Here is a 22,579-nt window from a genome sequence, read left to right on the forward strand (position 1 = left end):
CCATCTGGAGGGTCCATGCAGCACACCAGTTCCATACCCCGCGGCGCCCACACCCCTGCGGGCACCCGCCCCGGCATCGGCCCGCACGCCGACGTCACCACTCTGGGAGAGGAGGAGTACCTGGCCCCGTCCGCCGTCCGGCTCCTCGACCATGCCTGCCGCCACCTTCTGCGGGAGGGCACGGACTTCACCGACTCCGTGGTGGCGAGGATCCGTGCCGAGGTGCCGTACTACGCCGACCCCGTGCTCGCTCCGCCGGACGTGCGGCGGACCGTGGGTCTCGGCGTGCGCCACGGACTCGCAGCCACGCTGGACCCGAGCGTCATCGTGGACATCGAGCGGCACACCAGGGAACTCGGCATCCGACGCGCGGAGCAGGGCCGCCCCCTCGACGAGGTGCTGCACGCCTACCGGGTCGCGGGATCCTGCGTATGGAGCGGGATCGTCTCCGCGGTGGAACATCACGGGCTGGGTGACATCCACCAGCTGGTCCACGTGGCCGAGCTGGTGTGGAAGAGCAACGACCGCGACGCCGTCCTGGTCGCCGACGCCTACCGCCAGGCCGCCAAAGGCGTCGCCAGCCGGCACGGCGAACGCGTCCGCCTGATCCTCGCCGCCCTGCTGGCCAGCCGTAACGAACCGGAGTTCACCCGGGACGCGGCCGCCATCCTCGACCTGCCCGTCGAAGGGCGCTTCGCGGTAGCGGTGGTGACTGCGACCGCCCCGTACGGTCGCGTGCCCACGACGCTTCCGGAGGTCCCAGGCGTCCGGATCCTGCGCCACGCCTACGGCGCCCGCGATGTATTCGTCGCCCACCTGGGCGACCACAGCCTGGACACGCTCGTGGCCGGCCTGTCCGCCGGTCCCGGGGTCCGCATCGGGATCAGCCCGGTCATCCAGGGACTGCAGTGCCTGGCCCGGGCCCGGGACATGGCCGAACTCGCCCTGCGCACCTGCCGGGCCGACGGCGAGATCGCCCGGCTCGACGCCCGTCTGCCCGACGGCCTGCTCATCTCGCGGCCCGATCTCTCCGCCGAGCTGGCCCACGGCATCCTGAGGCCCCTGTACGACCTGGAACCCGCCGATCGCGAGACGTTGTTCGACACCCTCACGATCTGGATCGAGAACGGTGGCTCCGCCGTCCAGGCCGCCCGGCACATGTTCTGCCACCGCAACACCGTGCTCAACCGGTTGCGCCGCTTCGAGCAGATCACCGGACTGGCCCTGTCCCGCCCCCGCGACCTGGTGCACCTCACCCTCGCCCTGGACGCCCACCGGCTGCTGGGGCCGGCCGCCGCGCTGGGGACCACCACCTACGAACCGGAGGTCACCCGCCGACTGCCTGACTGAATGTGCATCAGCACACTGACGCACCGGGGGTTTGGGACCCGGCAACGGCGTGCGCACCGCGCATGGACCGGGCCGACGGCACGTGTTCGGGTGATCCCCGCATGCCGAGGGACACACCCGCCACCCCGCCCGCCCAGGAGACCGTCATGGCCCAGCACTACGCACCCCGCCTCCATCACCGACCCCGGCCGCAGCGTCCGGGCCTGCTCTTCGCCCTGGTCAACGGAGTCGCGTTCGGCGCGCACCTACTGCTCGCGAGCTTCGCCGCAGACCTGCTGGCCACCCGAATCTGGGGACAGACCACCATCGGAATGCTGGCCCTTCTCGCTCAGGGCGCCCTGCTGCTGTTGACGGCGGCGCTGTACGACCGGAGTGCCGGCGCCCGCGACGACGCCCGGAAGGGAGACCGCGATGCGTCCTGAGGTCCTGCTCGCCACGCCCGGCGTCCTGGACCGGGACACCCGCGCCATCGTCCTCATGGCCTTCCTGGCGTTCATCGTCGCCATGTTGTTCATCTGCGTTCTCATCGGTCCGGAAACGGATCGGGTCCACGACTTCTACACCGCCGGTCGCAGGATGCCGCCCCTGCGCGGGGCGCTCGTACTGTCGGGTGTCTACCTGTCCGCGGCCACGGTGCTCGGCACCCCCGGAAGCGTCGCCGTCTTCGGCTACGACGGCCTGTTCATCGCCCTGTGCACTGTGCTGTCACTGGGCGTGCTGCTGCTCCTGGCCGCCCCGTTGCGCGAAAGCGGCCGCTTCACCTTGGGCGACACCTTCGCGCTGCGCGCTCCCGGGCCCGCGGTACGGATCGCGGTCGCCGTCGTGACCTTGAGCGCGTCCGTGCCCTATCTGGTGGTGCAGCTGTCCGGCGCGGGAGTTACCACCACCGTGCTGCTGGGGATCTCCGGGCCCGGCGCCGAACAGGCGGCGATGGTCATGGTCGGCGTGCTGGTCGTCGGCGCCACCGTGTTCGGCGGGATGCGCGGCACGGTCGTACTCCAAGTGATCAAGACGATCCTGCTGCTCGGCATGGCCCTGGCCGTCACCGCTGTGCTGTTCCACCGATTCGGCTGGAGCACCGACTCCCTCGTCGACGCCGCGAGGGACGGGAGCGGCCGTCCCGCCACCTATATGCGCCCCGGACTCCGTTTCGCCGACGCCAGCACCTCCGCGCCCACACTGGACTTCATCGGCCTGATGATCACCATTGTGCTGGGTGTGGCCTGCATGCCCCATGTGGCCCTGCAGCTCAACACCGCTCCCGACGCGCCCGCCGCCCGCCGTACGGTGCGCCACACCATCGCGATCGTCGGGGGATTCTGCCTGGCCACGACGGTCATGGGCCTCGCCGGATCGGCGTTGATCGGCGTTCCGGTGATCAACGCAGCGGATCCGGGGGGCAACAGCACCCTGCTGATGCTCACCGGCGAACTCGCCGGCGGCTCATCCACCCACACGATCGGTGCGTTGCTCGTCGTCCTGGTCGCCTCCGCGATCTTCCTCACCACCCTGGCGGTCGTGGCGAGCGTCACCCTGGCGGCCGCCGGCGCGATCGCCCACGACCTGTACACCCATGTCCTGGGGCGCGGGCGTACGACCGAGGGCCGGGAAGTGGCCGCCGCACGCTGGGCGTCCGCCGCGGTCGGGGCCCTCAGCATCGCGCTGGCGGTCTGGGCGCAGGGCTGGAACGTGTTGATCCTGTCGGTCCTCGCCCTCGCCGTCGCGGCCTCCTGCGTGCTGCCGGCTCTGGTGTACTCCTTCTTCTGGAAGCGCTACAACCGGACCGGACTGCTGTGGACGCTGTACGGAGGCCTCGGCTCCGCCGTCGGACTGCAGATCTGCGGCCCGACCTTCTCCGGATCGCCCCTGGCGCTGTTCCCCGACTGGCACCTCAACTGGTTCCCGCTGCAGACCGTGGTGCTCGTGTCGATGCCCACCGCGTTCCTGCTCGGCTGCCTGGGCAGCGTCATGGGAAAGACGGCGAGGACCGCTGAGCGAGGAGCGGGCCGACGGACGATGGTCGCCAGGGAATGACGGATACGCACCGGGCCGGCACACACCAACAGCGCCACGGCGCAACCGGGATGCGGTGCGGGGGCCGGGAGGTGTGCGGGGCCGGGAGGCCGCCAACCATCCACTTCGCCCCCAGGGCCGCGCGAGACCGCGGGCGCGCGGCCCTGGGGTGGTGAGCTCCCAGAAGATCAGCACGCCGTACTGTCCTCGCATGACGGAATCCTCCACACCGGCACACTCCCGCGGGGACGATACGAGCGTGGCACGCCTGGTCGCCCTGGCCGACGGGATCTACGCCATCGCGATGACGCTGCTCGTCATCGACGTGGCGATTCCCGAGAACCTGAGCGACGCCGCGTTCCACCGGGCCTTGCTGGACGCGCTCCCGAAGATCGGCGCCTTCGCACTGAGCTTCGCGCTCCTCTCCGGATTCTGGCGCGACCACCGCCGCATCCTGACCGGTCTGCCCGCCGCGACCACCGTGGCGACCCGCGTGACCCTCCTGGGTCTCGGCCTGGTGGCGCTGTTGCCGTTCCCGACGTCGCTGCTGGCGGAATACGCCTCGCAACCCGACGCGGTCGCCCTCTACGCGACGACCATGGCCGCGATCCACGCGGTGCATGTCGTCCTGCTGCGGATCACCCAGCACCGCATACACCCCTCGGCCGATTCCCTGGCCGCTACGAACCGCCGTCGCTTCGCCGCCCGGCTCGCCGTCAGCGTACTGATCTTCGCCCTCTCCGTGCCCCTGGCCTACGTCAACACGGCCGCCGCCATGTGGTTCTGGCTCGCACTCATCCCGGCCCAGCAGTTGATCCGCCTGCGGCGCCCGCAGTCGTGAGACGTGGCACACGACCGGACCCCGCCCGGGCCGGCCCGCGCGGGTTGCGGGTTTCGCCCGTCCACCTAAACAGGACTTGCCGACAGGGAAAAGGTGGTGCGTGCCGGCATCACGCCGGTCAGACTCGCGGACATGACTGAGAAGATCACCCGCATCAACCCCGAGCAACTGCACGCGACGCCCGGCTACCACCACATCACCGTGGTGGAGACAGGCCGTACGGCCTATCTGGCGGGGCAGTGCCCACTTGATCGGAACGGTGACCTCGTCGGTCCCGGTTCTCTCGAGACACAGGTCGACCAGGTTGTCGCGAACGCGCTCACTGCCCTGGCAGCGGTGAACGCCCAGCCAGGGCACGTGGTGAGGTCAGTGATCTACGTGCGGAGTGATGAGAGGGATGTTCTCGGAGCCGCGTGGCGTCGCCTCACCGGCTCTGCCCTCGGTCCGGCCTTCACCACCGCCAGCACGCTCCTGGGCGTCTCCCAGCTGGGCTTCCCCGGACAGCTCGTGGAGGTGGATCTCACCGCGGCGCTGCCTGACTGACTTCGCACACCTTCTCGGACTGCGTAGCTCAGCGTAGGAAGCCCGCCCGTACGACCACGTCGCGGAAACGCGGACGGCCTTCCGACCCGCGCTCCGCGCACGTCTTCGGGGCGCGTCGAGCGACGCCCGAACCGTAGGGCCGCGCAGACGCACCGGGGGATCAACGGACGCGGCGGATACGGATCGCACCGCGGACCTTCGTCGGCTCGACGGGCCGGCCGGCCTGGGTGATCTCCACCTCGCCTGCCGCGACCAGCCGCCCGGCCGCGCGGCGGGCGGGTTCCATGAGCTCGCGCCAACCGTCGTCGTCTCCGGCGTACACCGCACGCGCAGCGTCGGAGGGACAGATCGTCGCGGTCGGAGCGCGGTGCTCCAGCAGCTCCAGGATGGCTCGCTCCAGGAGCCTGTCCGTCCGTCGCCCGATGGCCGTCACCTTGCCAGTCTCGCACCGGCGCCACGAACCAGCCCGTCTCGGTCACGCTGTACGGCGCCGAGCGCCGCGTCGGTGTCGGCGCTCACCAGGTCGGCGTTGATGTGGGCCCCGGCCATGGCGCCGGCCGCGGCGGAGGCTCCCACCTGGGCGACCGGGTCGGCGGCGTTGCCCGCCACCCACACGCCCCGCACGTCCGTGGCGCCCGCCATGCCGGTCGCGAAATGGCGGCCCATGGTGTTCGGCAGATCCTGCATCGGCAGGCGCAGCCCGGCGAGCCCGTCGGCACGGGCCTGCATCGTGGTCGCGACCGCCAGGACCCGGCGGGCGACGAACCGGCCGTCTGTCAGCCGCACACCTGCGATGCCGCCGTCATCGGCGGACTCGACCGCGGCCACCGGGGTGTCCACGACACGGATGCCGCGCGCGGCGAAGCGTGCGCGGGTGTCCTGGTCCAGGTCGGTGTCGCGGGCGAAGTAGACCAGGTCGTCGGTCAACTGCCGGAACAGCAGCGCGTGGTGGACCGAGGCCGCGCCCACGGCAAGGACCCCGATGGGTTCGTCCCGTACCTCCCAGCCGTGGCAGTACGGGCAGTGCACCACACCGTGCCCCCAGTGCGGAGCCAGCCCCGGAACGTCGGGCAGTACGTCGCGCAGGCCGGTGGCGACCAGCAGCCGGCGCGCCCGCACGACGCTGCCGTCGGCCAGGGTCACGGCAAAGCGCGGATCGCCGTCGGGGGTGGGATCGGAGGCTGCTGCGGCGATCACCTCGCCGGCCACGATCCGCCCGCCGTACTGGCGCACCTCGTCCCGCCCCCGGCGCAGCAGCTCCGCCGGAGCGATCCCCTCCAGGCCGATCAGGCCGTGCACGCCTTCGGCCGGTGCGTTGCGGGGCGTGCCGCTGTCGACCACGACGACCGTGCGGCGCGAGCGGGCGAGCATCAGCGCGCCGTTCAGTCCCGCGGCGCCGCCGCCGATCACCACGGCGTCGACGGTCTCCCCGGGTGCGATGGTCGCGTACTCCTCAGTTGTCACAGACATGGACGTGGCCTTTCGTGAGGCGAACGAGCCCTGAGCGGGCCCTACGCGTCTCACGCTAGGCATGGTCTGCGCACGAGGCATACAATCTTGCCTATGACGCAAGACGATGGTGAGCTCGACAGCCTGGTACGCAAGCGGATCCGCGCCCTGCGGGTGGCGCAGGGCTGGTCGCTGGACGAGCTGGCTGCCCGCGCCCGGCTCAGCCCCTCCACCCTCAGCCGGATCGAGACAGGTCACCGCCGGCTCGCGCTGGACCAGCTCGTCACCCTCGCCCGTGCCCTGGACACCTCGCTCGACCAGCTCGTCGAGACGGCCGCGGACGACGTCATCATCAGCCCGGTCATCGACGCGGCCCACCAGCTGATGCGGTGGCCGGTGCGAGCGGACCCGGGCATGACGGTCGTCCGGCAGCGGATGACGGGACCGCCGCCCGACAACCCCGCGCGCATGCGGGCCCACCCCGGTCACGAATGGCTCGTGGTCCTGTCCGGCACCGCGATCCTGCTGCTGGGCAACCGCCGCTTTCGCGTCGAGACCAACCAGGCCGCTGAGTTCCCCACCATGCTGCCCCACGCCATCGGCGCGGAGGGCGGCCCGTGCGAAACCCTGGGCATCTTCGACCGAGACGCCCGGCGCGGGCACCAGGCCGGCGACAAGCCGGGAGGAACCAGCCGCCCGTCGCCGTAAGCGGAAGGGTCCGGGCCCGGCCCGTACGTGACCGCGAACGCACCGCTCGGCAGGCGGCAACCGTCCCTCCCCAACCCGGTCCCGCCAACCGAATCGGAACCGGGTTGGACGCGAAGGACGTGCTCATCGCCTGCGATCATCAAGCGATACGAGTCGAAGAAGAAGGGTCGCACGATGTCGCCACGGTTGCGCGCAGCAGGTCCCGAGGACGCCGAAGGGATAGCGCTGCTGCACGCCGACAGCTGGCGTCGGCACTACCGCGGCGCCTACAGCGATTCGTACCTGGACGGCGACATCCTCACCGACAGGTTGTCCGTGTGGTCTTCGCGGCTTGTCGCCCCGACCCACAGCATGACGGCCGTCGCCGAGGATCACGCCGGGCTGGCGGGCTTCGTGCATGTCGTTTTCGACGACGATGACCTCTGGGGCAGCCTCGTCGACAACCTGCACGTCGCCCACGATCGTCAGCGCACCGGTGTGGGCATGACGTTGCTCGCCCGCGCAGTCGAGGCCGTCGCCCAAGAGGCGACCGGAAAGTCCCTGTATCTGTGGGTGCAGGAGCAGAACGTCTCCGCACAGCGATTCTACCGGGCCATGGGCGGCAACTGTTCGGAAAGAGCACCGATTTCACCACCCGGCGGCGTGCCTTCCCGGCTGAACGGGAAGCCCGACAAGCTCCGCTTCACCTGGCCCGACACCTCCGCACTGGCTCGCACCACTGATCGCTGATTCCCCGGAGTCATCGAACAACACCTTGGCGGACGGACCCTCCCTCGCGGCCCACTACACCTCGTTCCCCGCGATGGACCGGGAGGTGCTCGCCTCCCACACCGCGCTGGGCCCCTTGGCCGAGCCGGATCACCGGGCTGATTCCGTCGACGAAAGCTGCGGCCTCCCAAATGCCGCGTTCAGAAAGCCAGTTGAGCGGTGAACTCCTGTGCGAGGATGCCGGGCATGATCGGCTATGTGGTGAGTTTCCTGCTCGGCCTGGGGGTGGGCGGGCTTTACCCGATGTTGCGCCGTCGCCGAGCCGCCGCCGTGGAACGGTCCGTAGCGGTGGCGGAAGAACTGCCGGCCGCGCTGCGGGAGGCGGTCGCCGCCCTTGCGGAGGAGGTGTCCGCCGTGGCGTTCGATGCCGACGACCCCCAAGCCACCCCCGCCGTCCTGAAAGAACACCGGGCGGCGTTGACGGCGTCCCGCCTGGCCGGTGCGGCGCGCACGGAAACCGACGCGCTGATCGCCCTGCATGGCGGCCGCGCCGCCATGATTCGTCTCGACGCCCGACTGCAGGGCCGGCCGGTCCCGATCGATGCCCTTCCCTCGGCCGCCGACGTCGGCCGTCCGCAAGCGGTCACCGGCACCGGAGAGCGATATGTGTTCACGGGCGCCGGTGAGGGGAGGACCGAGGTGCTCATCGACCGGCCCGAGCCCGGCCGCCCGGCCCTGTTGGATGCCCATGTCACCGGCAGCGGCTCCTTCAACCTTCAGACCATGACGCGCACCGAGCAGGAGACCGACACCGGCCTCCACCTGCTCATTGTCATCAACGAGTACCACGGCCGCCGCTACCTGCCCGTGGACGACGCCACCCATCTGCGTGTCACCACCACAGACCGGAACGACGACTGCCGGTGGTCGATCCGTCTCGTCCCGCTGTCGGCAGCGACCGCGCTCGACCCCGAACACCGAGGCTACGGCGAAGAGGTGCTCCGCTACGACGGCGGTCCGGCGGTACTCACCGTTCAGTTCCAGACCGACCACACGTGGGAGGTCCGCTACGTGTGCCAATGCCAAGTGTCCAGTTCATACTGCGATTGCCCCCCACTCGCATGGCCCAAGAACACCCCTGGTGACCACCGGAGCACCGACGTGTACTGCCATGGGGAAGGGCGCCGTACGCTGCGCCTGCCCCGCCCCGGCTTCCTGATCGTCAAGGAGACCCATGGCGGAGGCTCCTGGTACCTGACCACCCAGCCGGTGGACATCCCCCCGCCGCCCCCGCCCGGGCGCAGACGGCGCCGCTGACCCGGCCCGGTCATCACGGCGTACCCGGCGTCCGCCTCGGCCCCGGCACGGCAGCTCAGAAGAGGGACTTCGTTCGGGTGGCGTCGGCTATCGAGAGCGACACCCCATCGGTCAGGCATCTATGAGCCACCGTCATGTTCAGCACGCGTCCGCCGGTGACGGTGCCGACCAGGCCCCAGGAGCGTATGGCTGCGGACAGTTCTCGATACCAGTGGTCGGTCAGGGCGCGCTTTGCCTGCGGGAGTTGCTGCACGCGGGCGAGGATCTCCAGCCGTTGGAGCCGTTTCTCTGCGCGGTGGTACTCCTCACCGCCACCGCTGTACCGGCGACCGGCGCACCACCCGGTTCCCCGCACTCCGCCCGGCAGGGCGCTACCGTCGTACAGACCGACCACGGCCTGCTACGTGGTGTGTCACACGGCTCGTACACCACCTTCGACGGCGTTCCCTACGCCGCACCGCCAACCGGACCGCTGCGCTGGCGCGCCCCGGTGCCGGCCGCCACGTGGTCCGGTGTCCGGGATGCGACGACGGCGGCTCAGCGCTGTGTGCAGATGCCGACGCCCGGTGGGAGCGCGGTCCTCGCTTCGGAGGACTGCCTCTACCTCAACGTCACGATGCCCACACCGCCGACGCCGGTCGGGCACGGGCGGCCCGTGCTGGTGTGGATGCACGGTGGTGCGTTCCTGGGCGGTGCCGGTGAGTCCGCGGGTGCCCTCAGCATCTGCGCACACCTCACCTCACCGACGGCCGTCGGTCTCTTCCAGCGGGCCGTGCTCAGCAGCGGTTCCTGCCTGATGTCCTTCCCCCGCGGCGCCCTGGGACCGGGAACACCGGCGTACGAGCCGTTCGCCGCACAGCGCGAAGTCCAGACGGCCGGTGCACAAGCCGCCCGGCAACTGGGCTGCGCGGCCGGCGGCGGAGACGAGGTGCTGGCGTGCCTGCGCGGACGCGGCACGGATCAGCTCGCCACCGCGCAGCTGATGCAGTCCTTCAACCGGCCCGCCTTCGGCAATGCGCTGCTGCCTGTGGCGCCGGACCGGGCGCTGGCGTCGGGACGCTTCCACCGGGTGCCGGTCATCCAGGGCACCAACCACGATGAGATGCGGATGTTCGTCGGCCTGTCGCTCACCGCGTTCCCGATCCGCACCGAGAACGACTACCGCGCGCGTCTGGTGGACGCCTTCGGGTCTGCCGCCCCGGCCGTCGAGGCGCAGTACCCGGCAGCAGAGCACCCCACGCCCGCACTGGCCTGGGCCGCTGTGCTGACCGACCGATCCCTCACCTGCACGACCTTGGCAGCCGACCGGGGCATCGCCGCTCACGCCCCTGGCTTGCCTCTCTACGGCTATGAGTTCAGCGATCCGGACGCTCCCGTTCTCGCCGGTCTGCCGGCGAACCAAGGCTTCCCCTACGGTGCGGCGCACGGCTTCGAGATGCCGTACCTGTTCTCGTCCTTCCCCACTGAGCGGCCGCTGACCGACGCCCAGCGCGCCCTGTCCGACCGGATGGTCGACTACTGGACGAACTTCGCTCACACCGGCAACCCGAACACCCCCGACGCCCCGCACTGGCCCGCCCAGCGCTCCTCGTCACCCCTTGCGCAGCCGGTGCAGTCGTTGGCTCCCGGACCCGGCGGAATCCACCCCGTCGATGTCGGTGCCGCACACCACTGCTCGTTCTGGGACCGACTGCCTCAGTGATGGCTGATGCTCCCGTGTCGCGCCGACCGGGTCCCGCTGTCGGCACGACACGGCGGCCACCCCCTCGCTGACCGACGGCCGGCCGTGCTGCGGGCAGCGGGGGAGGGGCGTTCTCTGCGCAGTGGTCAGGCCTCAGGCCGAGGTCCTAGCCCTCGCCGATGACGTTGCTCTGGGAGGCCGGGAAGCAGGTGGGCTCGCCCTTGGCCAGGAGGACTTCCATGGAGCCCATGATGTTGGGGTGCTGGGCGCCCTTGAGGTTGGCCTGCACCAGGACCAGGCTGTCCCCGTGGGGGATGGCGCTGGGCCGGATCACCATGAGTCGTCCGTTCTTCGGATCCTCCATGGAGACCGTCTCGAGGTTGGCATTGTCGGTCTGGACCTTGGTGGGGCAGGAATCCGACACCCGCAGGACCACCGCGGGCACGCCCAGGCTGCGCAGCGCCGCCTGGAGCCCGGACACCTCTGCGCCCGTCACCAGGATGGTGACGGTGCCGTCCTTGCGGAGCGTCACGGTGTAGGCGGCGTTGCTCAGGACCGGCGCACCGCCGCCCTGCACCTGGGCGCTCGGGTCGAGTCCAGCCTGCGGGGTGGTGGTGGGGGCGTTGTGCGGGATCAGCATCACCGTGGCGGCGGCTGCGGCCAGTCCCAGCGCGGTGACCGCGATCCGCCGGGTGTGGCGCGCCCGTACGGGCACCGCCGCCGTGGGCGGCAGGGCTTCGGCGTGGGCGGTGAGCTCCTCGGCGAGCCGGTCCTTGAAGTGCACGGGGGTGGTCATGAATGGGCCTCCGAGACGGCGTGAAGAGATGTGGCGGACCGGGTGTCGACGCGTTGCAGGGCCATGCGGGCGCGGTGCAGGCGCACCCGGGCGGTGGCCGAGCTGATGCCGAGGGCCTGTGCGGCCTCGCGGGTGGTCAGTGCGTCCAGGACCACCAGGTCCAGGACCGCGCGCAGCGGCTCGGACAGGGCCGCGTGCCGTTCGGCCAGCTGCCGGGCGTCGCGGGCCGCGTCGATGCGGGCCTCGATCGCGCTGACGTCCTGGTCGTCCAGCAACCGCCGCCCGGCGAGCTTCGCGGCGGCCTGCCGCTCGCGTGCGCTGCCCCGGAAGTGGGCGGCCAGGACGTTGCGGGAGATGCCGTAGAGCCAGGCGACCGGTGCGCCGCGCCGGGCGTCGTAGGTGTGCGCCTGCTCCAGCGCGGTCACGAAGATGTCGGCTGTCAGATCCGCGGCCAGGTGCGGGCTGTCGGTGCGCCGGGTGACGAAGCCGAGCACGGCGTCGAACTGCTGCTGGTAGAACGCGGCGAACCCGACCGGATCACGCACGGGTGGCGCTGTTGAATGCTCCGCTTGCACGGACGACTCCTTGAACGGACGAGCAATGCCTTACATCTCTACTTGGCTCGGGCACCCGCAAGCGTTACACGCCTCCCTCCACGCCCCTCTCAGCCCTCCGCCGCCGGAGCGCGGCGGAGGGGGCGCGGGCGAGGCGGGTGCAGTGCGCACCCAGGCCGGATCATCGTCGGGAGATGTTCCGCCGGGCCCCAAGTCCCGTGCGAAGGCTGGCACGTTCAGGCCGGACCTGTTACTTTCCCCTCCCATCGATCATACATTCAGTCATGGCATGTATGAATGGAGGAAGTATGAGGGGAAAGACGGCCGTGGTGCTCGGCGGCAGCGTGGCGGGGCTGTGCGCCGCGGGAGTGCTCGCGCGGCATTTCGACGAGGTGATCGTCCTGGAACGGGACCGGCTGCCGCCCGACGCGCAGCATCGGCGCGGCGTGCCGCAGAGCAAGCACCCGCACTTCCTCCTCAACTCCGGACGGCGCGCGATCGGCGAGATCTTCCCCGGGTTCGAGGAGGCACTGATCGCCGCGGGCGGGATGCACCTGATGCCGTCGATGGACGCGGCGTACTGCGAGAGCAGCGGCTGGGCCCCCCGCAAGTCCGGGTCGATGACGATGGTCTACAGCTCCCGCGTGCTCATCGAACGGGTCCTGCGCGACAAGGTCCGCGAGGTGCCGGCCATCGAGATCCGCGAGGGCGTGACCGTCACCGGGCTCCGTACCGTCGGGGGCGGCACCGCGCGCGGACGCGTCGAGGGCGTCGAGTACCGCGCGGGCGACGGTGCGGGCCACCTGTCCGCCGACCTGGTCGTCGACGCGCTGGGGCGCGGCTCCTCCGTCGTGGAGTGGCTGAGCGCGGCGGGATGGCCGGCGCCGCCCGAGAAGACCCTCGACGCCAAGGTCACCTACACCTCGCGGTGGTACGACCTGCCGCCCGCCGGCCGGCGTCCGCATGCGTGGTGGTGGAAGCACCTGGTCGTCACGCCGACCCAGGACACCGGCGACCATCCCGAGGAGCACGAGTTCCTCAGCAACTTCTTCCCCATCGAGGGCGACCGCGCCATCGTGTGCATGGGGGCGTGGGGGCTGCGGATGCCGCGCGAGGTCGACACCTTCGAGGCCGCGGCGGACCGGGTGCGGGCCACGTCCTTCGGACAGGCGACCCGTGCCTGCACGCCGACCTCCGAGGTACACCTCACCCGATCGACCGGCAACAAGTGGCGCCGCTTCGACCTGCTCGACCAGCCCCCGCTCGGGCTGGTCTGCATCGGTGACGCGATCTGCGCGTTCAACCCGTTCTACGCCCAGGGGATGAGCTCGGCGGCCCGCTCCGCGCTCATCCTCGCCGACCTGCTGCCCGGCCACGACGTCCTGGACCTGGCCTTCTTCCGCGCGTTCCTCGGCCGGCAGAAGAAGTCACTCGACGTCCCCTGGATGCTGGCGATGGCCCGTGACCAGGCCTATGACTTCGCGACCGGGAGTGAGGTCGTCGCTCCCTGGCGCCGCAGGCTGGCCGCGCGCCTGAGCTGGCCGATCTTCAACGCCATCAACGCCACGAGCCGCGAGGACGCCTACGTCGAGAGGACGTTCGCCGAGGTGTTCAACCTCGACAAGTCCCTCCGGCAGATGACCACCGATGCGCGGTTCTGGTTCGGCATCGCGCGCTACAAGGTGCGGCAGCGGCTCGGACGCACGGTGGTGCCCGGCGGGTTCGACGACCAGCAGGATCCGCCCGGCACCGACTTCACCGACTTGGCCGACCCCACCGGCCGGCCCCGCGCCGACAGGTCGCCGTCCGCCGAGAGCGGCCTCGTCCATGACTGACCCGAGGAGCGAGCGATGAGCTATTCCTGTGACGTGACGGCCGAGCGCCTCGCGGAAAAGCTCGGTTTCTCCTGCCACGACGCCCATCCCGTCGCGGACTTCCGCAACCCGTTCGGCCTCGAGAACGGCACCATGCCGTTCCTGGAGCTGCTCATCATCGGCGGCGCGGTGTTCGCTCTCGTCCACGCGTGGCGGCGGTGGCGGCGCGACGGTGACCCGATCAACATCTCGCTGTGGTTCGCCTCGCTCGTCTACCTGGCGGTGATCGAACCGCCGCTCTACTTCCCCGGCTGGTTCGGCCTGCAGGAGCACGTCGGGTTCATCTTCTCCCACAACGTGTTCACCGTGCAGTTCATGTACGGCCGGCTGCCGCTGTACATCGTGGCGTTCTATCCGGCCCTGGCGCAGCTCGCCTACGAGGTGGTGCGCGCCCTCGGCGTCTTCGCGCGACGCGGGCCCCTTCCCGGATCGCTGGCGGTCGCGTTCGTCTGCCAGGCGTTCTACGAGATCTTCGATCAGCTCGGACCGCAGCTGAAGTGGTGGGCCTGGAACCCCGACAACAAGATGATCAACGAGCCGTCGCTCGCATCGGTCCCCATGAACAGCATGTTCCTGTTCGCCTCGGTGTCCTTCGGCGCGATGACCTACCTGGTCGTCCGGCTGGTCGGCGCCAAGGACGGCCGGGGCACGCTCACCGGCCGGCAGATCAGCCTGCGCGCCGTTGCCGCCGGCGCCCTGACGCCGCTGGCAATGGCGGTCGCGGGCGTCCCCAGCAACATGTTCCGCGGCGGGGACCACCTGGGGATCCAGCAGACCGTCATCGCCGCCGAGCTCGCGGTGGTCTGGTTCGCCGGCCTCTACCTGCTCGTGGACGCCTGGCGTGCGCGGCGAACAGATCCGGTCCCGGTGACATCGCCGCTGTTCGCGCGGACCTATCCGGCGCTGTACCTCGGTGTCCACATCGTCCTGTGGCTGCTCGCCCTGCCGGCCTACTTCGCGGCGACCGACGGCATCACCGAGCAGGGCGCGCCGACCGGCAGCCTCTGGTACACGGCGCTGTGCACCGTCGCCGCGACCGGGCTCGTCGTGGCGGTACTCCGCGCGACCACGTCCCGACGGACCGCAGAGCCTGTGCGATCCTAAGGCCATGGGGCATCACGGCTGGGGAGGCAGGCCTCCGGCATCGGACGCGGAGGCCCGGCAGCGCATCATCGACGCGACCGCCCGCTGCATCGATCGGCACGGCGTCACGAAGACGACCCTGTCCGACGTCGCCGGCGAACTCGGCGTGACCCGCCAGACCGTCTACCGCCACTTCGGCGGCATCAGCGACATCATCGGCGAGGTGGCGGCCCAGGGCGCCGAGTCGTTCGTCGACCTGATGATCGCGCACCTGCAGGGGATCACCGACCCGGCCGAAGCCGTCGTCGAAGGCATCGTCTTCTGCGTACGTACCATCCCCACCGAGCCCCGCCTGAGCCTTCTGCTGCAACGCGGCGACACCACCGCCTTCGGCCGCGGTGCCACCACCCGGGACACCATCGCCTACGGCGCCAGGATGCTTCAGCGCTTCCCGGTCGAGTGGGCCGCCGCCGGCATCGGTGAGGACGACCTCGACGGCCTCGCCGAGATCATCATGCGACTCCTGACATCGCTCCTGCAGCACCCCGGCGAGCCACCCCAGGACGAGGTCCGGCTCCGCGCCTTCCTCACCCGCTGGCTGGCCCCGTCCCTGTCCCGGCCGTCAGTGCCCGCGCACCGGTAGGTGCTGCCCGGCAGTGGTCAGTGACGGCGGCGGGCTGTGACGATCCAGGCGCGCGAGTCGAAGTACACGCCGCTGTCGGTGGTGTGGGCGTCGAGGGTGGTGCGCAGCCGTGTGCGTGCCTGTTCGGCCGCCGCGGTGTCGAGGTCGGCCAGCAGGTCTTTGACGTCCCATAGGCGCAGCACGGCGTCGAAGGCGGTGGCGCTGTCCGGGCCGTAGTAGACGGGCTCGTGCACGTCGGTGAAGCTGACGTCCGTGAAGCCGGCCGCGGTCAGGATGCCCCTCGTGACGGTCGGGTCGGCGAGTGAGAACGGGTCCAGGCCGCGGGGCACGGCTGGTGCGGCGGTGAGGGTCCGGCGGATCGCGGTGGCCCACTCGTTGCGGTCACGCTCCTGCCAGACCAGCAGCACGAGGCGCGCACCGGGGCGCAGAGCGCGCCCGATGTTGGTGAACGCGGCGACCGGGTCGGCGAAGAACATCGTTCCGAACCTGCTGATACCCAGGTCGAAGTGCGCCGGTGGAAAGTGGTGAACCTGGGCGTCGGCCTGCTGGTAGGTGATGTTGGCCGGCGACTGGTCATCGCTGAGCTGACGGGCCCGTTCGAGCATGGGTGCGGAGCGGTCGACGCCTACCGCGCTTCCGGTGACGGCGGCGCGGGCGGCCTCGCGCGTGGACTGGCCGGTGCCGCAGCCGATGTCGAGCACATGGTCGCCGGAGCCGACGTTCGCGGCGGCGCGGAAGAGTTCGTTGTGCAGACGCAGTTCCGCGTCGTAGTCGAACAGGTCGGATGTCACCGGCACTGGATCCTCTCGATGTCGATGTCGACCGGGCCGTCGCGCAGTACGCCACGCACCTGGTCCAGTGACACATGCTCCGGCGCGAACTCCGCCAGCCACCACGTGGCGCCCGCCTCGGCGTAGGGCGCCGGATCGGCGCCGGGTGGGAGGGCGACGGCGATGTCGTACCCGGTCGTCCCTTCCAGGCGCAGACCAGTGATGGTGGCGACGATCTCGGCAAGCTGGTCCGGGTGTTCGAGATTGACCGGGACGAAACCGTCGTGCCGGGCGGCGCGGTGCAGCGGTTTGACGTTACCGGCGAATCCCGCGGCCCACACCGGCACGCCGGGGCGCTGCACGGGCCGGGGAAGGAAGGACATGCCGTCGACGGTGTAGTCCTCGCTGTGATGGTGCACCGGCCTACCCGACCACGCGGCGGTGAGGATTTCCAGTGACGCGTCGAGCATCCGGCCCCGCCGCCGATCGTCGAGTTCCTCGCCGGTCGCACTCAGTTCGCCGGCGAAGCGATCGCTGCCGAGACCGACACCGAGGGTGAGGCGCCCGCCACTGAGACGGTCCAGCGTCGCGGTCTCCCTGGCGACCTTGGTCGGCCGGCGGCGGGCGAGGGGGGTGACCATGGGGCCGAGCCGGAGGCGTTCGGTGGCGGTGGCGATCGCGGCCAGCGTGATCCACGGGTCGGCCACGTGCCCGACCGGCGCCCGCCAGCGCAGGTGGTCCCATACGAACACGCCGTGCCAGCCGGCCTCCTCCGCCTCCGCGGCCAGCCGGGCGACCACGACCGGGTCGGCGAGATCGTCGAAGATCGGCAGCCAGAGCGCCGACCGCAGCGGGGTCATGGGCGGCCGCCCGCGGTGTGCTGGAGAAGAGCCGGGACGAACACGTCCCACAGCGGCTTCGGCAGGTCGTGTCCGGCGCCCTGGAGGATCAGCAGCCTCGCGCCGACGATCGCGTCGCGCAGCGCCTGCCCGTGGGGGAGCGGGAAGACCGGGTCGTGGTCGCCGTGCACGACCAGGGTCGGTGCCTTGATGGAGGCGAAATCGCGGGACGCTCCGTCGGTCGTCATCGCGTAGTGGTTGACGAGGGTGGCCGCGATGTCGCGCGTGCGGGCCACGTCCCGCTCGACCAGCGCGCGCGTGGCGGCCTCGTCGAAGTACGGCGAGCCGCCCGAGCACGCCTGTGCCGACGCGACGACAAAGTTCACGACCGCGTCGGAATCGGCGGGGTCCGGGTCGGCGGGGATGCCGTGGGTGAGCTCGTCCGACGGCGGCGGCAGTCCGTCCTGGCCCGTGGAGGTGGAGACCAACGTCAGCGACTCCACCCGGTCGGGGTGGTCCACTGCGATGACGAGCCCGATGTGGCCGGCCATGGACCGGCAGACGACGTGCGCGCGGCCGATGTTCAGGGTGTCCAGGATGCCGAGCGCGTCCCCGGCCAGGTCGGTGAACGTGTAGCCCGGCCGCCCGGGCGGGTAACTGGTGGATCTGCCGGTGTCCCGGTTGTCGTAGCGGATCACGAACCGCTCGCCGCGCGCGAGCTGTTCGCACAGCTCGGCTTCCCACCACAGCATCGAGGCGGTCGCACCATCGATGAGCAGGATCGCGGGGTCCGCGGGATCTCCGAAGGTCTCGAAACACAGCTCGGCATCACTGATCTCTGCGAGCTTCTCGCCGTGCGAAAGGTGATCGGTCATGAATGCCAAGCTAGACTCAGCGATCCATCGCGAAAAGCGATAGATTCCGATCAAAGCAATCGCCATGGACGATGGTAGCGACCGCTGGGGTGGGCTCATGTCCGACGTGGAGCTGCGGCATCTCGCCGCGATGGCCGCCGTGGCCGACGAGGGCTCGTTCGGACGGGCGGCCGCGCGGCTCGGGTACACCCAGTCGACGGTCAGCCAGCAGATCGCGGCTCTGGAGAAGGCCGTCGGCGGTGCCGTGTTCGACCGGCCCGGCGGGCCGAAACCGGTGCGGATCACCCCACTGGGCACGGTGGTTCTGGCGCACGGTCGGGATCTGCTGGCCAAGGCCCGGACGATGGCAGCAGCCGTCGACCGGTTCAAAGCCGGCGACGGCCGGATCGACATCGGCACCTTCCAAAGCGTGTCCAACGTGATCCTGCCGCTTCTCGTACGCGGGCTTCGGGACGAGCACCCCGGCTGCGACATCAGGCTGTTCGAGGAGGAGACCGACCAGCCACACGTCGATGAGCTCGACCTGATGTTCTTCGACGGCCGCGTCGAGGGCGACGTCGAACACCGCAAACTGCTCGACGACCCCTACCTGCTGGTGGCCCGCCGCGGCACTTTTCCCGATGGTCCGGTGCGCCCGACCCAACTGGACGGCGTGGCGATGGTGGCGCACCCGCCGATCTGCGACCAGGCCCGGATGGAGCGGGCGCTCGCTCGCCACGGCGTCCGGCCGCACATCGTATGCCGCACCGCGGGCAACGAAACCGTGCTGTCGATGGTGCGCGCCGGCATGGGCTCGGCGATCCTGCCGCAACTCGCCCTCCACGGGGCCGACGTCGGCTCCGACGCGTCGCTGAGCGTCCACGAACTCACGCCAGGACTTCCCCCGCGCGAGATCTTCCTCCTGTGGCAAGCGCATCGCACGCATTCCCCACTCGCGGCACGGGCGATCGAGATCGCCGTGGAAGTCGCCGGCAGGGTCGCCCAGCGCACGTGACACATGGCCCCGGGCCGCGGCAAATCATCGCCTGGGGGCGGTGAAGACGCCTCCGCGAATCCGTCGCAGCCATTTCAGCCAGTAGCACCCGCAGCGCCGTGCGACCTCACTGGGCGCCTCGGATTCACCGCCCGCCGTCGACGGAGCTGGGCGCCGAGGATGCATCCGGCGCTCGCCGGCTTCACGAGGGCCGGATGGGCCCTTCTCGAGGGGTCGTCCGGTCCTGGTCTCCCGGGGCCGCGTCGGACCATCGTCCCGATCTGATCGGTCAAGGGTCCCAGGTTCTGTTCGGGTGTCCTTTTCGGGCTGAGAAGGGGCGATTTTGGGCTGCTATACACGGGTCTGTTGCCCCTGGCCCGGCCCGTTGCCGTGCCCCCGAGAACCCCTGGAGGTCACGGTGCTCTCTGCCGAGTCCGCAGTACTGGTACGTGCCACCCTGCCCGCAGTCGGCGGCGCGCTGGACGAAATCACCACCCGCTTCTACAGCACGATGTTCCGTGAGCGGCCGGAACTCCTGGACGGGATGTTCAACCGGGGGAACCAGGCGAGCGGAGCCCAGCGCCGAGCCCTCGCCGGTTCGATAGCGGCCTTCGCCGGTGCGCTGCTCGCCGACCCGGAGACCCGACCGGATGTCCTGCTGGACCGCATCGCGCACAAGCACGCCGCAGTCGGTGTCACCGACGACCAGTACACGATCGTCCACAAGTACCTGTTCGCCGCGATCGCAGAGGTGCTGGGCGAGGCCGCGACGCCGGATGTGGTCGCGGCGTGGGACGAGGTGTACTGGTTGATGGCCGGTGCGCTGATCGTCCGTGAGACGCGCCTGTACCAGAAGGCGGGGACCGAACCCGGGGGCAGCTGGCGGCCGTGGCGCGTGGTGGAGCGCCGCGAGGAGACCCCGGACACGGTGTCGTTCCTGCTGCGTCCCGCCGACGGCGCCGCCGCCCCGAAGGCCCTGCCCGGTCAGTACGTCAGTGTCCGGATGACGATGCCCGACGGTGTGCGCCAACTGCGCCAGTACAGCCTGTCCGGTGTGCCGGGCAGTGAGGCGCGCCGGATCACCGTCAAGCGGGTTCGGGAGGCCGGGGCACCGGAGGGGGAGATGTCCAACCTCCTGCACGCCACGGTCGTCGCCGGCGATGAACTGACCTGCTCGGCGCCCTTCGGGGAGGTGGTGCTGGAGGAGTCCGACCGTCCGGTGGTCCTGGTCTCCGCGGGCATCGGCACGACACCCCTGATGAGCATGCTCGAACACCTCTGCGCTACCGGTGCGACCCGCCCCGTCCTGGCACTGCATGCCGACCGGTCGCCCGTCGACCATCCACTGCGGGACGATCTCCGCCGTTGCGTCGACAGCCTGCCGCACGCCCGCGCACTGGTCTGGTACGAGCGTCCGGACGCGGTGCGGGCGCCTGGGGCCCGTACCGGCCTGATGGATCTGGGCGGCGTGGACATCCCGTCCGACGCGAGTGTCTACCTGTGCGGCCCGCTGCCGTTCATGCGCGCGGTACGGGGCCAGTTGCTCCGTGCCGGCGTGTCCGCCCGGAACATCCACTACGAGGTCTTCGGCCCGGACCTGTGGCTGGCCGGCGGGGATTCCTGATCATCAACCCGTCCCTACGGACGGCGCCGCAGCCTGTTCGGAGGGCCGAACGAGCCCGGCGCAAGGGACCAACGGCCCCTGTCTGCCCGCTGCGGTGGCGGAGATCATTGCCATGGAGCGCGGCCGTGCGGGGGATGACCGCCTGGACCGGATCGGACCCTCGCCGGACTCGCCCGAAGGAGCCGAACGCCATGTCGAGCATGACTGCGCAAACACCACAGCCGACATCCCACACGGGTGCGGGGGCGCCGGCCGGCCGGGTCCTGATGCTCGCGCTGGCCACGATCGGCTTCGCGCTGAACTTCTGGGCCTGGGCACTGCTGAGTCCGCTCGGCCCGCACTTCAAGGAGAGCCTGCGGCTGACGTCCTTCCAACAGGCGCTGCTGGTGGCGGTTCCGGTGATCGTCGGATCGCTGGGCCGCGTCCCCGTCGGTGCGTTGACCGACCGGTTCGGCGGCCGAGTGATGTTCCCGCTGGTCTCCGCGGCCACCATCGTGCCGGTGCTGTATCTGGGGCTGGTCGGGCACACCTCGCTGATCGCCCTGCTGGCCGGCGGGTTCTTCCTCGGCATCGGTGGCACCGCATTCGCCGTAGGGGTCCCGTTCGTGGGCGCCTGGTTTCCCCCGGAGCGGCGTGGTCTGGCGATCGGCGTCTTCGGCGCCGGGATGGGCGGCACCGCGATCAGTGCTCTGACCACGGTGAACCTGGTCAAGGCAGACGGTGTGGCGGCGCCCTTCGTGGTGACCGCGATCGTGTTGGCCGTCTACGCGGTGGTCGCGGCGGCCCTGCTTCGTGACGCGCCCGGCCGCGTCGTGCCGACCGGGTCGATGGCCGGGCAGCTGCGGGCGACGGCGCGGCTGAGTGTCACCTGGCGGGCCTCGGCCCTGTACGCGGTCGCGTTCGGCGGCTATGTCGCCTTCTCGGTCTACCTGCCCACCTATCTCAAGACCGGTTACGCGCTGACGCCGGCGGACGCGGCCAACCGGATGGCCGGGTTCGTGTTGGTGGCCGTGGTGATGCGGCCGGTCGGCGGCTGGCTTTCGGACCGGTGGGGTCCCACCAGGGTGCTGTCCGCGGCCCTGACCGTGATCGTCCTCGGTGCGGCGGTCCAGTCGTTCACCCCGGCCCTGGCGGGGCTTGGCACAATGGCGTTCCTCGTCATGGCCGCGGCGCTCGGTGCGGCCAGCGGCGCCACCTTCGCACTGGTCGCACTGGTGGCCCCGGCCGGCAGGGTCGGCGCCGTCTCCGGTGTGGTCGGAGCGGCCGGGGGCCTGGGCGGGTTCGTTCCCCCTCTGGTCATGGGTTCCCTGTACGGCGCCTACGGCAGCTACGCCGTCGGCCTCGTTCTGCTCGCCCTGGTCGCCGCCGGTGCTCTCGCCTTCACTTTGACCAGCGTCCGACGGGCGGTCGGCCGGCTGGCGACGAGGCCGCCCACGTCCTTGGAGGCGAGCCACCATGTGTGAGTACTGCGGCTGCCAGAGCGTGGCGGTGATCGACGACCTGACCCGCGAACACGAGCTGGTCGTCAACCTGATCGGAGAGGTCCGTGCCGCGCAGCGCAGCGTGGACGTGCCGAGGATGGCTCGGGTGGCGCGGCGTATCGCGGCGATATTGGAACCGCACACGGAGGTGGAGGAGCAGGGCCTGTTTCCGGCGCTGGCCGACGAGTTCCCCGAGCAGATCGCCGCCCTGACGGTGGAGCACCGGCGGATCGCCGCGGTCCTCCATGAGGCCGCGCAGGACGACCCGGTCGACGCCGGCTGGCCCGCACGGCTGGTGGAGGTGGCGGAACTGCTGCGCAACCACATTCTCAAGGAGCAGGACGGTGTCTTCCCGGCCGCCCTCGTCGGCCTGGATGCTGAGCAGTGGGACACGATCGGTGCCATCCGCGCCCGGGTGGGGACCCTGCTCCCCGACCCCTCACCGTGATGCGCTCGT

General features: G+C 70.7%; 24 protein-coding genes. 16 read left to right on the plus strand and 8 right to left on the minus strand.

What is annotated here, in order from left to right; translation table 11 throughout:
* The first annotated feature begins 15 nt into the window (after window positions 1–15).
* The 5 genes from O3X23_RS37045 (at window position 16) to O3X23_RS37065 (ending at window position 4,747) form a co-directional block, all read left to right on the plus strand.
* Window positions 16–1,350 carry a PucR family transcriptional regulator gene (locus O3X23_RS37045; RefSeq protein WP_269277387.1) on the plus strand — a complete coding sequence of 445 codons (1,335 nt, stop codon included), beginning with the start codon at window positions 16–18 and terminating at the stop codon, window positions 1,348–1,350.
* A 101-nt stretch (window positions 1,351–1,451) separates the two neighbouring features.
* Window positions 1,452–1,772, plus strand: coding sequence for a DUF485 domain-containing protein (locus O3X23_RS37050; RefSeq protein ID WP_269277389.1), 321 nt, complete (start codon window positions 1,452–1,454; stop codon window positions 1,770–1,772).
* The gene (locus tag O3X23_RS37055) at window positions 1,762–3,384 is read left to right on the plus strand and encodes a sodium/solute symporter (RefSeq protein ID WP_269277391.1); all 1,623 of its coding nucleotides are present in this window, start codon (window positions 1,762–1,764) and stop codon (window positions 3,382–3,384) included. Before O3X23_RS37050 ends, O3X23_RS37055 begins: the two co-directional genes overlap by 11 nt.
* A gap of 238 nt (window positions 3,385–3,622) precedes the next feature.
* Window positions 3,623–4,204, plus strand: a complete 582-nt coding sequence (locus O3X23_RS37060; protein ID WP_269277394.1) for a TMEM175 family protein — start codon at window positions 3,623–3,625, stop codon at window positions 4,202–4,204.
* 132 nt (window positions 4,205–4,336) lie between these two features.
* Window positions 4,337–4,747: a RidA family protein gene (locus O3X23_RS37065; RefSeq protein WP_269277515.1), complete on the plus strand. Its 411-nt coding sequence runs from the start codon at window positions 4,337–4,339 to the stop codon at window positions 4,745–4,747.
* Between the two features lie 160 nt (window positions 4,748–4,907).
* On the opposite strand, the gene O3X23_RS37070 is transcribed toward O3X23_RS37065, so the two are convergent.
* Together O3X23_RS37070 and O3X23_RS37075 are read right to left on the minus strand one after the other, a co-directional pair.
* Entirely contained in the window at window positions 4,908–5,180 is a 273-nt protein-coding gene (locus O3X23_RS37070) for a DUF3253 domain-containing protein (protein ID WP_269277397.1), read from the minus strand.
* Complete coding sequence (locus tag O3X23_RS37075; protein ID WP_269277401.1) at window positions 5,177–6,217, minus strand: NAD(P)/FAD-dependent oxidoreductase; 1,041 nt, start codon at window positions 6,215–6,217, stop codon at window positions 5,177–5,179. The genes O3X23_RS37070 and O3X23_RS37075 overlap by 4 nt, the downstream gene beginning before the upstream one ends.
* Before the next feature lie 93 nt (window positions 6,218–6,310).
* On the opposite strand from O3X23_RS37075, the gene O3X23_RS37080 reads away from it, so the two are divergent.
* The 3 genes from O3X23_RS37080 (at window position 6,311) to O3X23_RS37090 (ending at window position 8,929) form a co-directional block, all read left to right on the plus strand.
* Window positions 6,311–6,904 carry a helix-turn-helix domain-containing protein gene (locus tag O3X23_RS37080; protein ID WP_269277405.1) on the plus strand — a complete coding sequence of 198 codons (594 nt, stop codon included), beginning with the start codon at window positions 6,311–6,313 and terminating at the stop codon, window positions 6,902–6,904.
* A gap of 27 nt (window positions 6,905–6,931) precedes the next feature.
* Entirely contained in the window at window positions 6,932–7,633 is a 702-nt protein-coding gene (locus tag O3X23_RS37085) for a GNAT family N-acetyltransferase (protein ID WP_269277408.1), read from the plus strand.
* 225 nt (window positions 7,634–7,858) lie between these two features.
* On the plus strand, window positions 7,859–8,929 hold the full coding sequence (locus tag O3X23_RS37090; RefSeq protein ID WP_269277411.1) for a hypothetical protein: 1,071 nt from the start codon (window positions 7,859–7,861) through the stop codon (window positions 8,927–8,929).
* Between the two features lie 55 nt (window positions 8,930–8,984).
* On the opposite strand, the gene O3X23_RS37095 is transcribed toward O3X23_RS37090, so the two are convergent.
* The gene (locus tag O3X23_RS37095) at window positions 8,985–9,182 is read right to left on the minus strand and encodes a hypothetical protein (protein ID WP_269277414.1); all 198 of its coding nucleotides are present in this window, start codon (window positions 9,180–9,182) and stop codon (window positions 8,985–8,987) included.
* Window positions 9,183–9,203: 21 nt separating this feature from the next.
* Between O3X23_RS37095 and O3X23_RS37100 the strand changes: the two genes are divergently transcribed.
* The gene (locus O3X23_RS37100) at window positions 9,204–10,631 is read left to right on the plus strand and encodes a carboxylesterase family protein (RefSeq protein ID WP_269277443.1); all 1,428 of its coding nucleotides are present in this window, start codon (window positions 9,204–9,206) and stop codon (window positions 10,629–10,631) included.
* Window positions 10,632–10,776: 145 nt separating this feature from the next.
* Here O3X23_RS37100 and O3X23_RS37105 read toward each other — a convergent pair whose 3' ends face one another.
* Window positions 10,777–11,406 (minus strand): hypothetical protein, encoded by a 630-nt coding sequence (locus O3X23_RS37105; protein ID WP_269277446.1) that lies wholly within the window; start codon window positions 11,404–11,406, stop codon window positions 10,777–10,779.
* Window positions 11,403–11,951, minus strand: a complete 549-nt coding sequence (locus O3X23_RS37110) for an RNA polymerase sigma factor (protein ID WP_269277449.1) — start codon at window positions 11,949–11,951, stop codon at window positions 11,403–11,405. Before O3X23_RS37110 ends, O3X23_RS37105 begins: the two co-directional genes overlap by 4 nt.
* Window positions 11,952–12,268: 317 nt before the next feature.
* Between O3X23_RS37110 and O3X23_RS37115 the strand changes: the two genes are divergently transcribed.
* From O3X23_RS37115 to O3X23_RS37125, 3 genes are read left to right on the plus strand one after another with little or no spacing between them, the layout of a single operon-like run.
* Window positions 12,269–13,795 carry an FAD-dependent oxidoreductase gene (locus O3X23_RS37115; RefSeq protein ID WP_269277452.1) on the plus strand — a complete coding sequence of 509 codons (1,527 nt, stop codon included), beginning with the start codon at window positions 12,269–12,271 and terminating at the stop codon, window positions 13,793–13,795.
* A gap of 15 nt (window positions 13,796–13,810) precedes the next feature.
* Window positions 13,811–14,938, plus strand: coding sequence for a hypothetical protein (locus O3X23_RS37120; protein ID WP_269277456.1), 1,128 nt, complete (start codon window positions 13,811–13,813; stop codon window positions 14,936–14,938).
* Between the two features lie 4 nt (window positions 14,939–14,942).
* Window positions 14,943–15,560: a TetR/AcrR family transcriptional regulator gene (locus O3X23_RS37125; RefSeq protein WP_269277458.1), complete on the plus strand. Its 618-nt coding sequence runs from the start codon at window positions 14,943–14,945 to the stop codon at window positions 15,558–15,560.
* 17 nt (window positions 15,561–15,577) lie between these two features.
* Here the strand turns inward: O3X23_RS37125 and O3X23_RS37130 are convergent, their stop codons facing one another.
* From O3X23_RS37130 to O3X23_RS37140, 3 genes are read right to left on the minus strand one after another with little or no spacing between them, the layout of a single operon-like run.
* A complete protein-coding gene (locus O3X23_RS37130) occupies window positions 15,578–16,351 on the minus strand; it encodes a class I SAM-dependent methyltransferase (protein WP_269277462.1) in 774 nt (257 codons plus the stop codon).
* Entirely contained in the window at window positions 16,348–17,190 is an 843-nt protein-coding gene (locus tag O3X23_RS37135) for an LLM class flavin-dependent oxidoreductase (RefSeq protein WP_269277465.1), read from the minus strand. Before O3X23_RS37135 ends, O3X23_RS37130 begins: the two co-directional genes overlap by 4 nt.
* On the minus strand, window positions 17,187–18,044 hold the full coding sequence (locus tag O3X23_RS37140; RefSeq protein ID WP_269277468.1) for an alpha/beta fold hydrolase: 858 nt from the start codon (window positions 18,042–18,044) through the stop codon (window positions 17,187–17,189). The genes O3X23_RS37135 and O3X23_RS37140 overlap by 4 nt, the downstream gene beginning before the upstream one ends.
* A gap of 97 nt (window positions 18,045–18,141) precedes the next feature.
* Here O3X23_RS37140 and O3X23_RS37145 point away from each other — a divergent pair, with 97 nt between their 5' ends.
* From O3X23_RS37145 to O3X23_RS37160, 4 genes are all read left to right on the plus strand, one after another.
* Complete coding sequence (locus O3X23_RS37145) at window positions 18,142–19,038, plus strand: LysR family transcriptional regulator (RefSeq protein WP_269277471.1); 897 nt, start codon at window positions 18,142–18,144, stop codon at window positions 19,036–19,038.
* A 397-nt stretch (window positions 19,039–19,435) separates the two neighbouring features.
* Complete coding sequence (locus O3X23_RS37150) at window positions 19,436–20,641, plus strand: globin domain-containing protein (protein ID WP_269277475.1); 1,206 nt, start codon at window positions 19,436–19,438, stop codon at window positions 20,639–20,641.
* A 200-nt stretch (window positions 20,642–20,841) separates the two neighbouring features.
* Window positions 20,842–22,104 carry an MFS transporter gene (locus O3X23_RS37155; protein WP_443048094.1) on the plus strand — a complete coding sequence of 421 codons (1,263 nt, stop codon included), beginning with the start codon at window positions 20,842–20,844 and terminating at the stop codon, window positions 22,102–22,104.
* On the plus strand, window positions 22,097–22,570 hold the full coding sequence (locus O3X23_RS37160) for a hemerythrin domain-containing protein (protein ID WP_269277482.1): 474 nt from the start codon (window positions 22,097–22,099) through the stop codon (window positions 22,568–22,570). The genes O3X23_RS37155 and O3X23_RS37160 overlap by 8 nt, the downstream gene beginning before the upstream one ends.
* Window positions 22,571–22,579: the final 9 nt, after the last annotated feature.

The sequence above is a fragment of the Streptomyces sp. H39-S7 genome (assembly GCF_027158205.1).
Classification (GTDB): Bacteria; Actinomycetota; Actinomycetes; order Streptomycetales; family Streptomycetaceae; genus Actinacidiphila.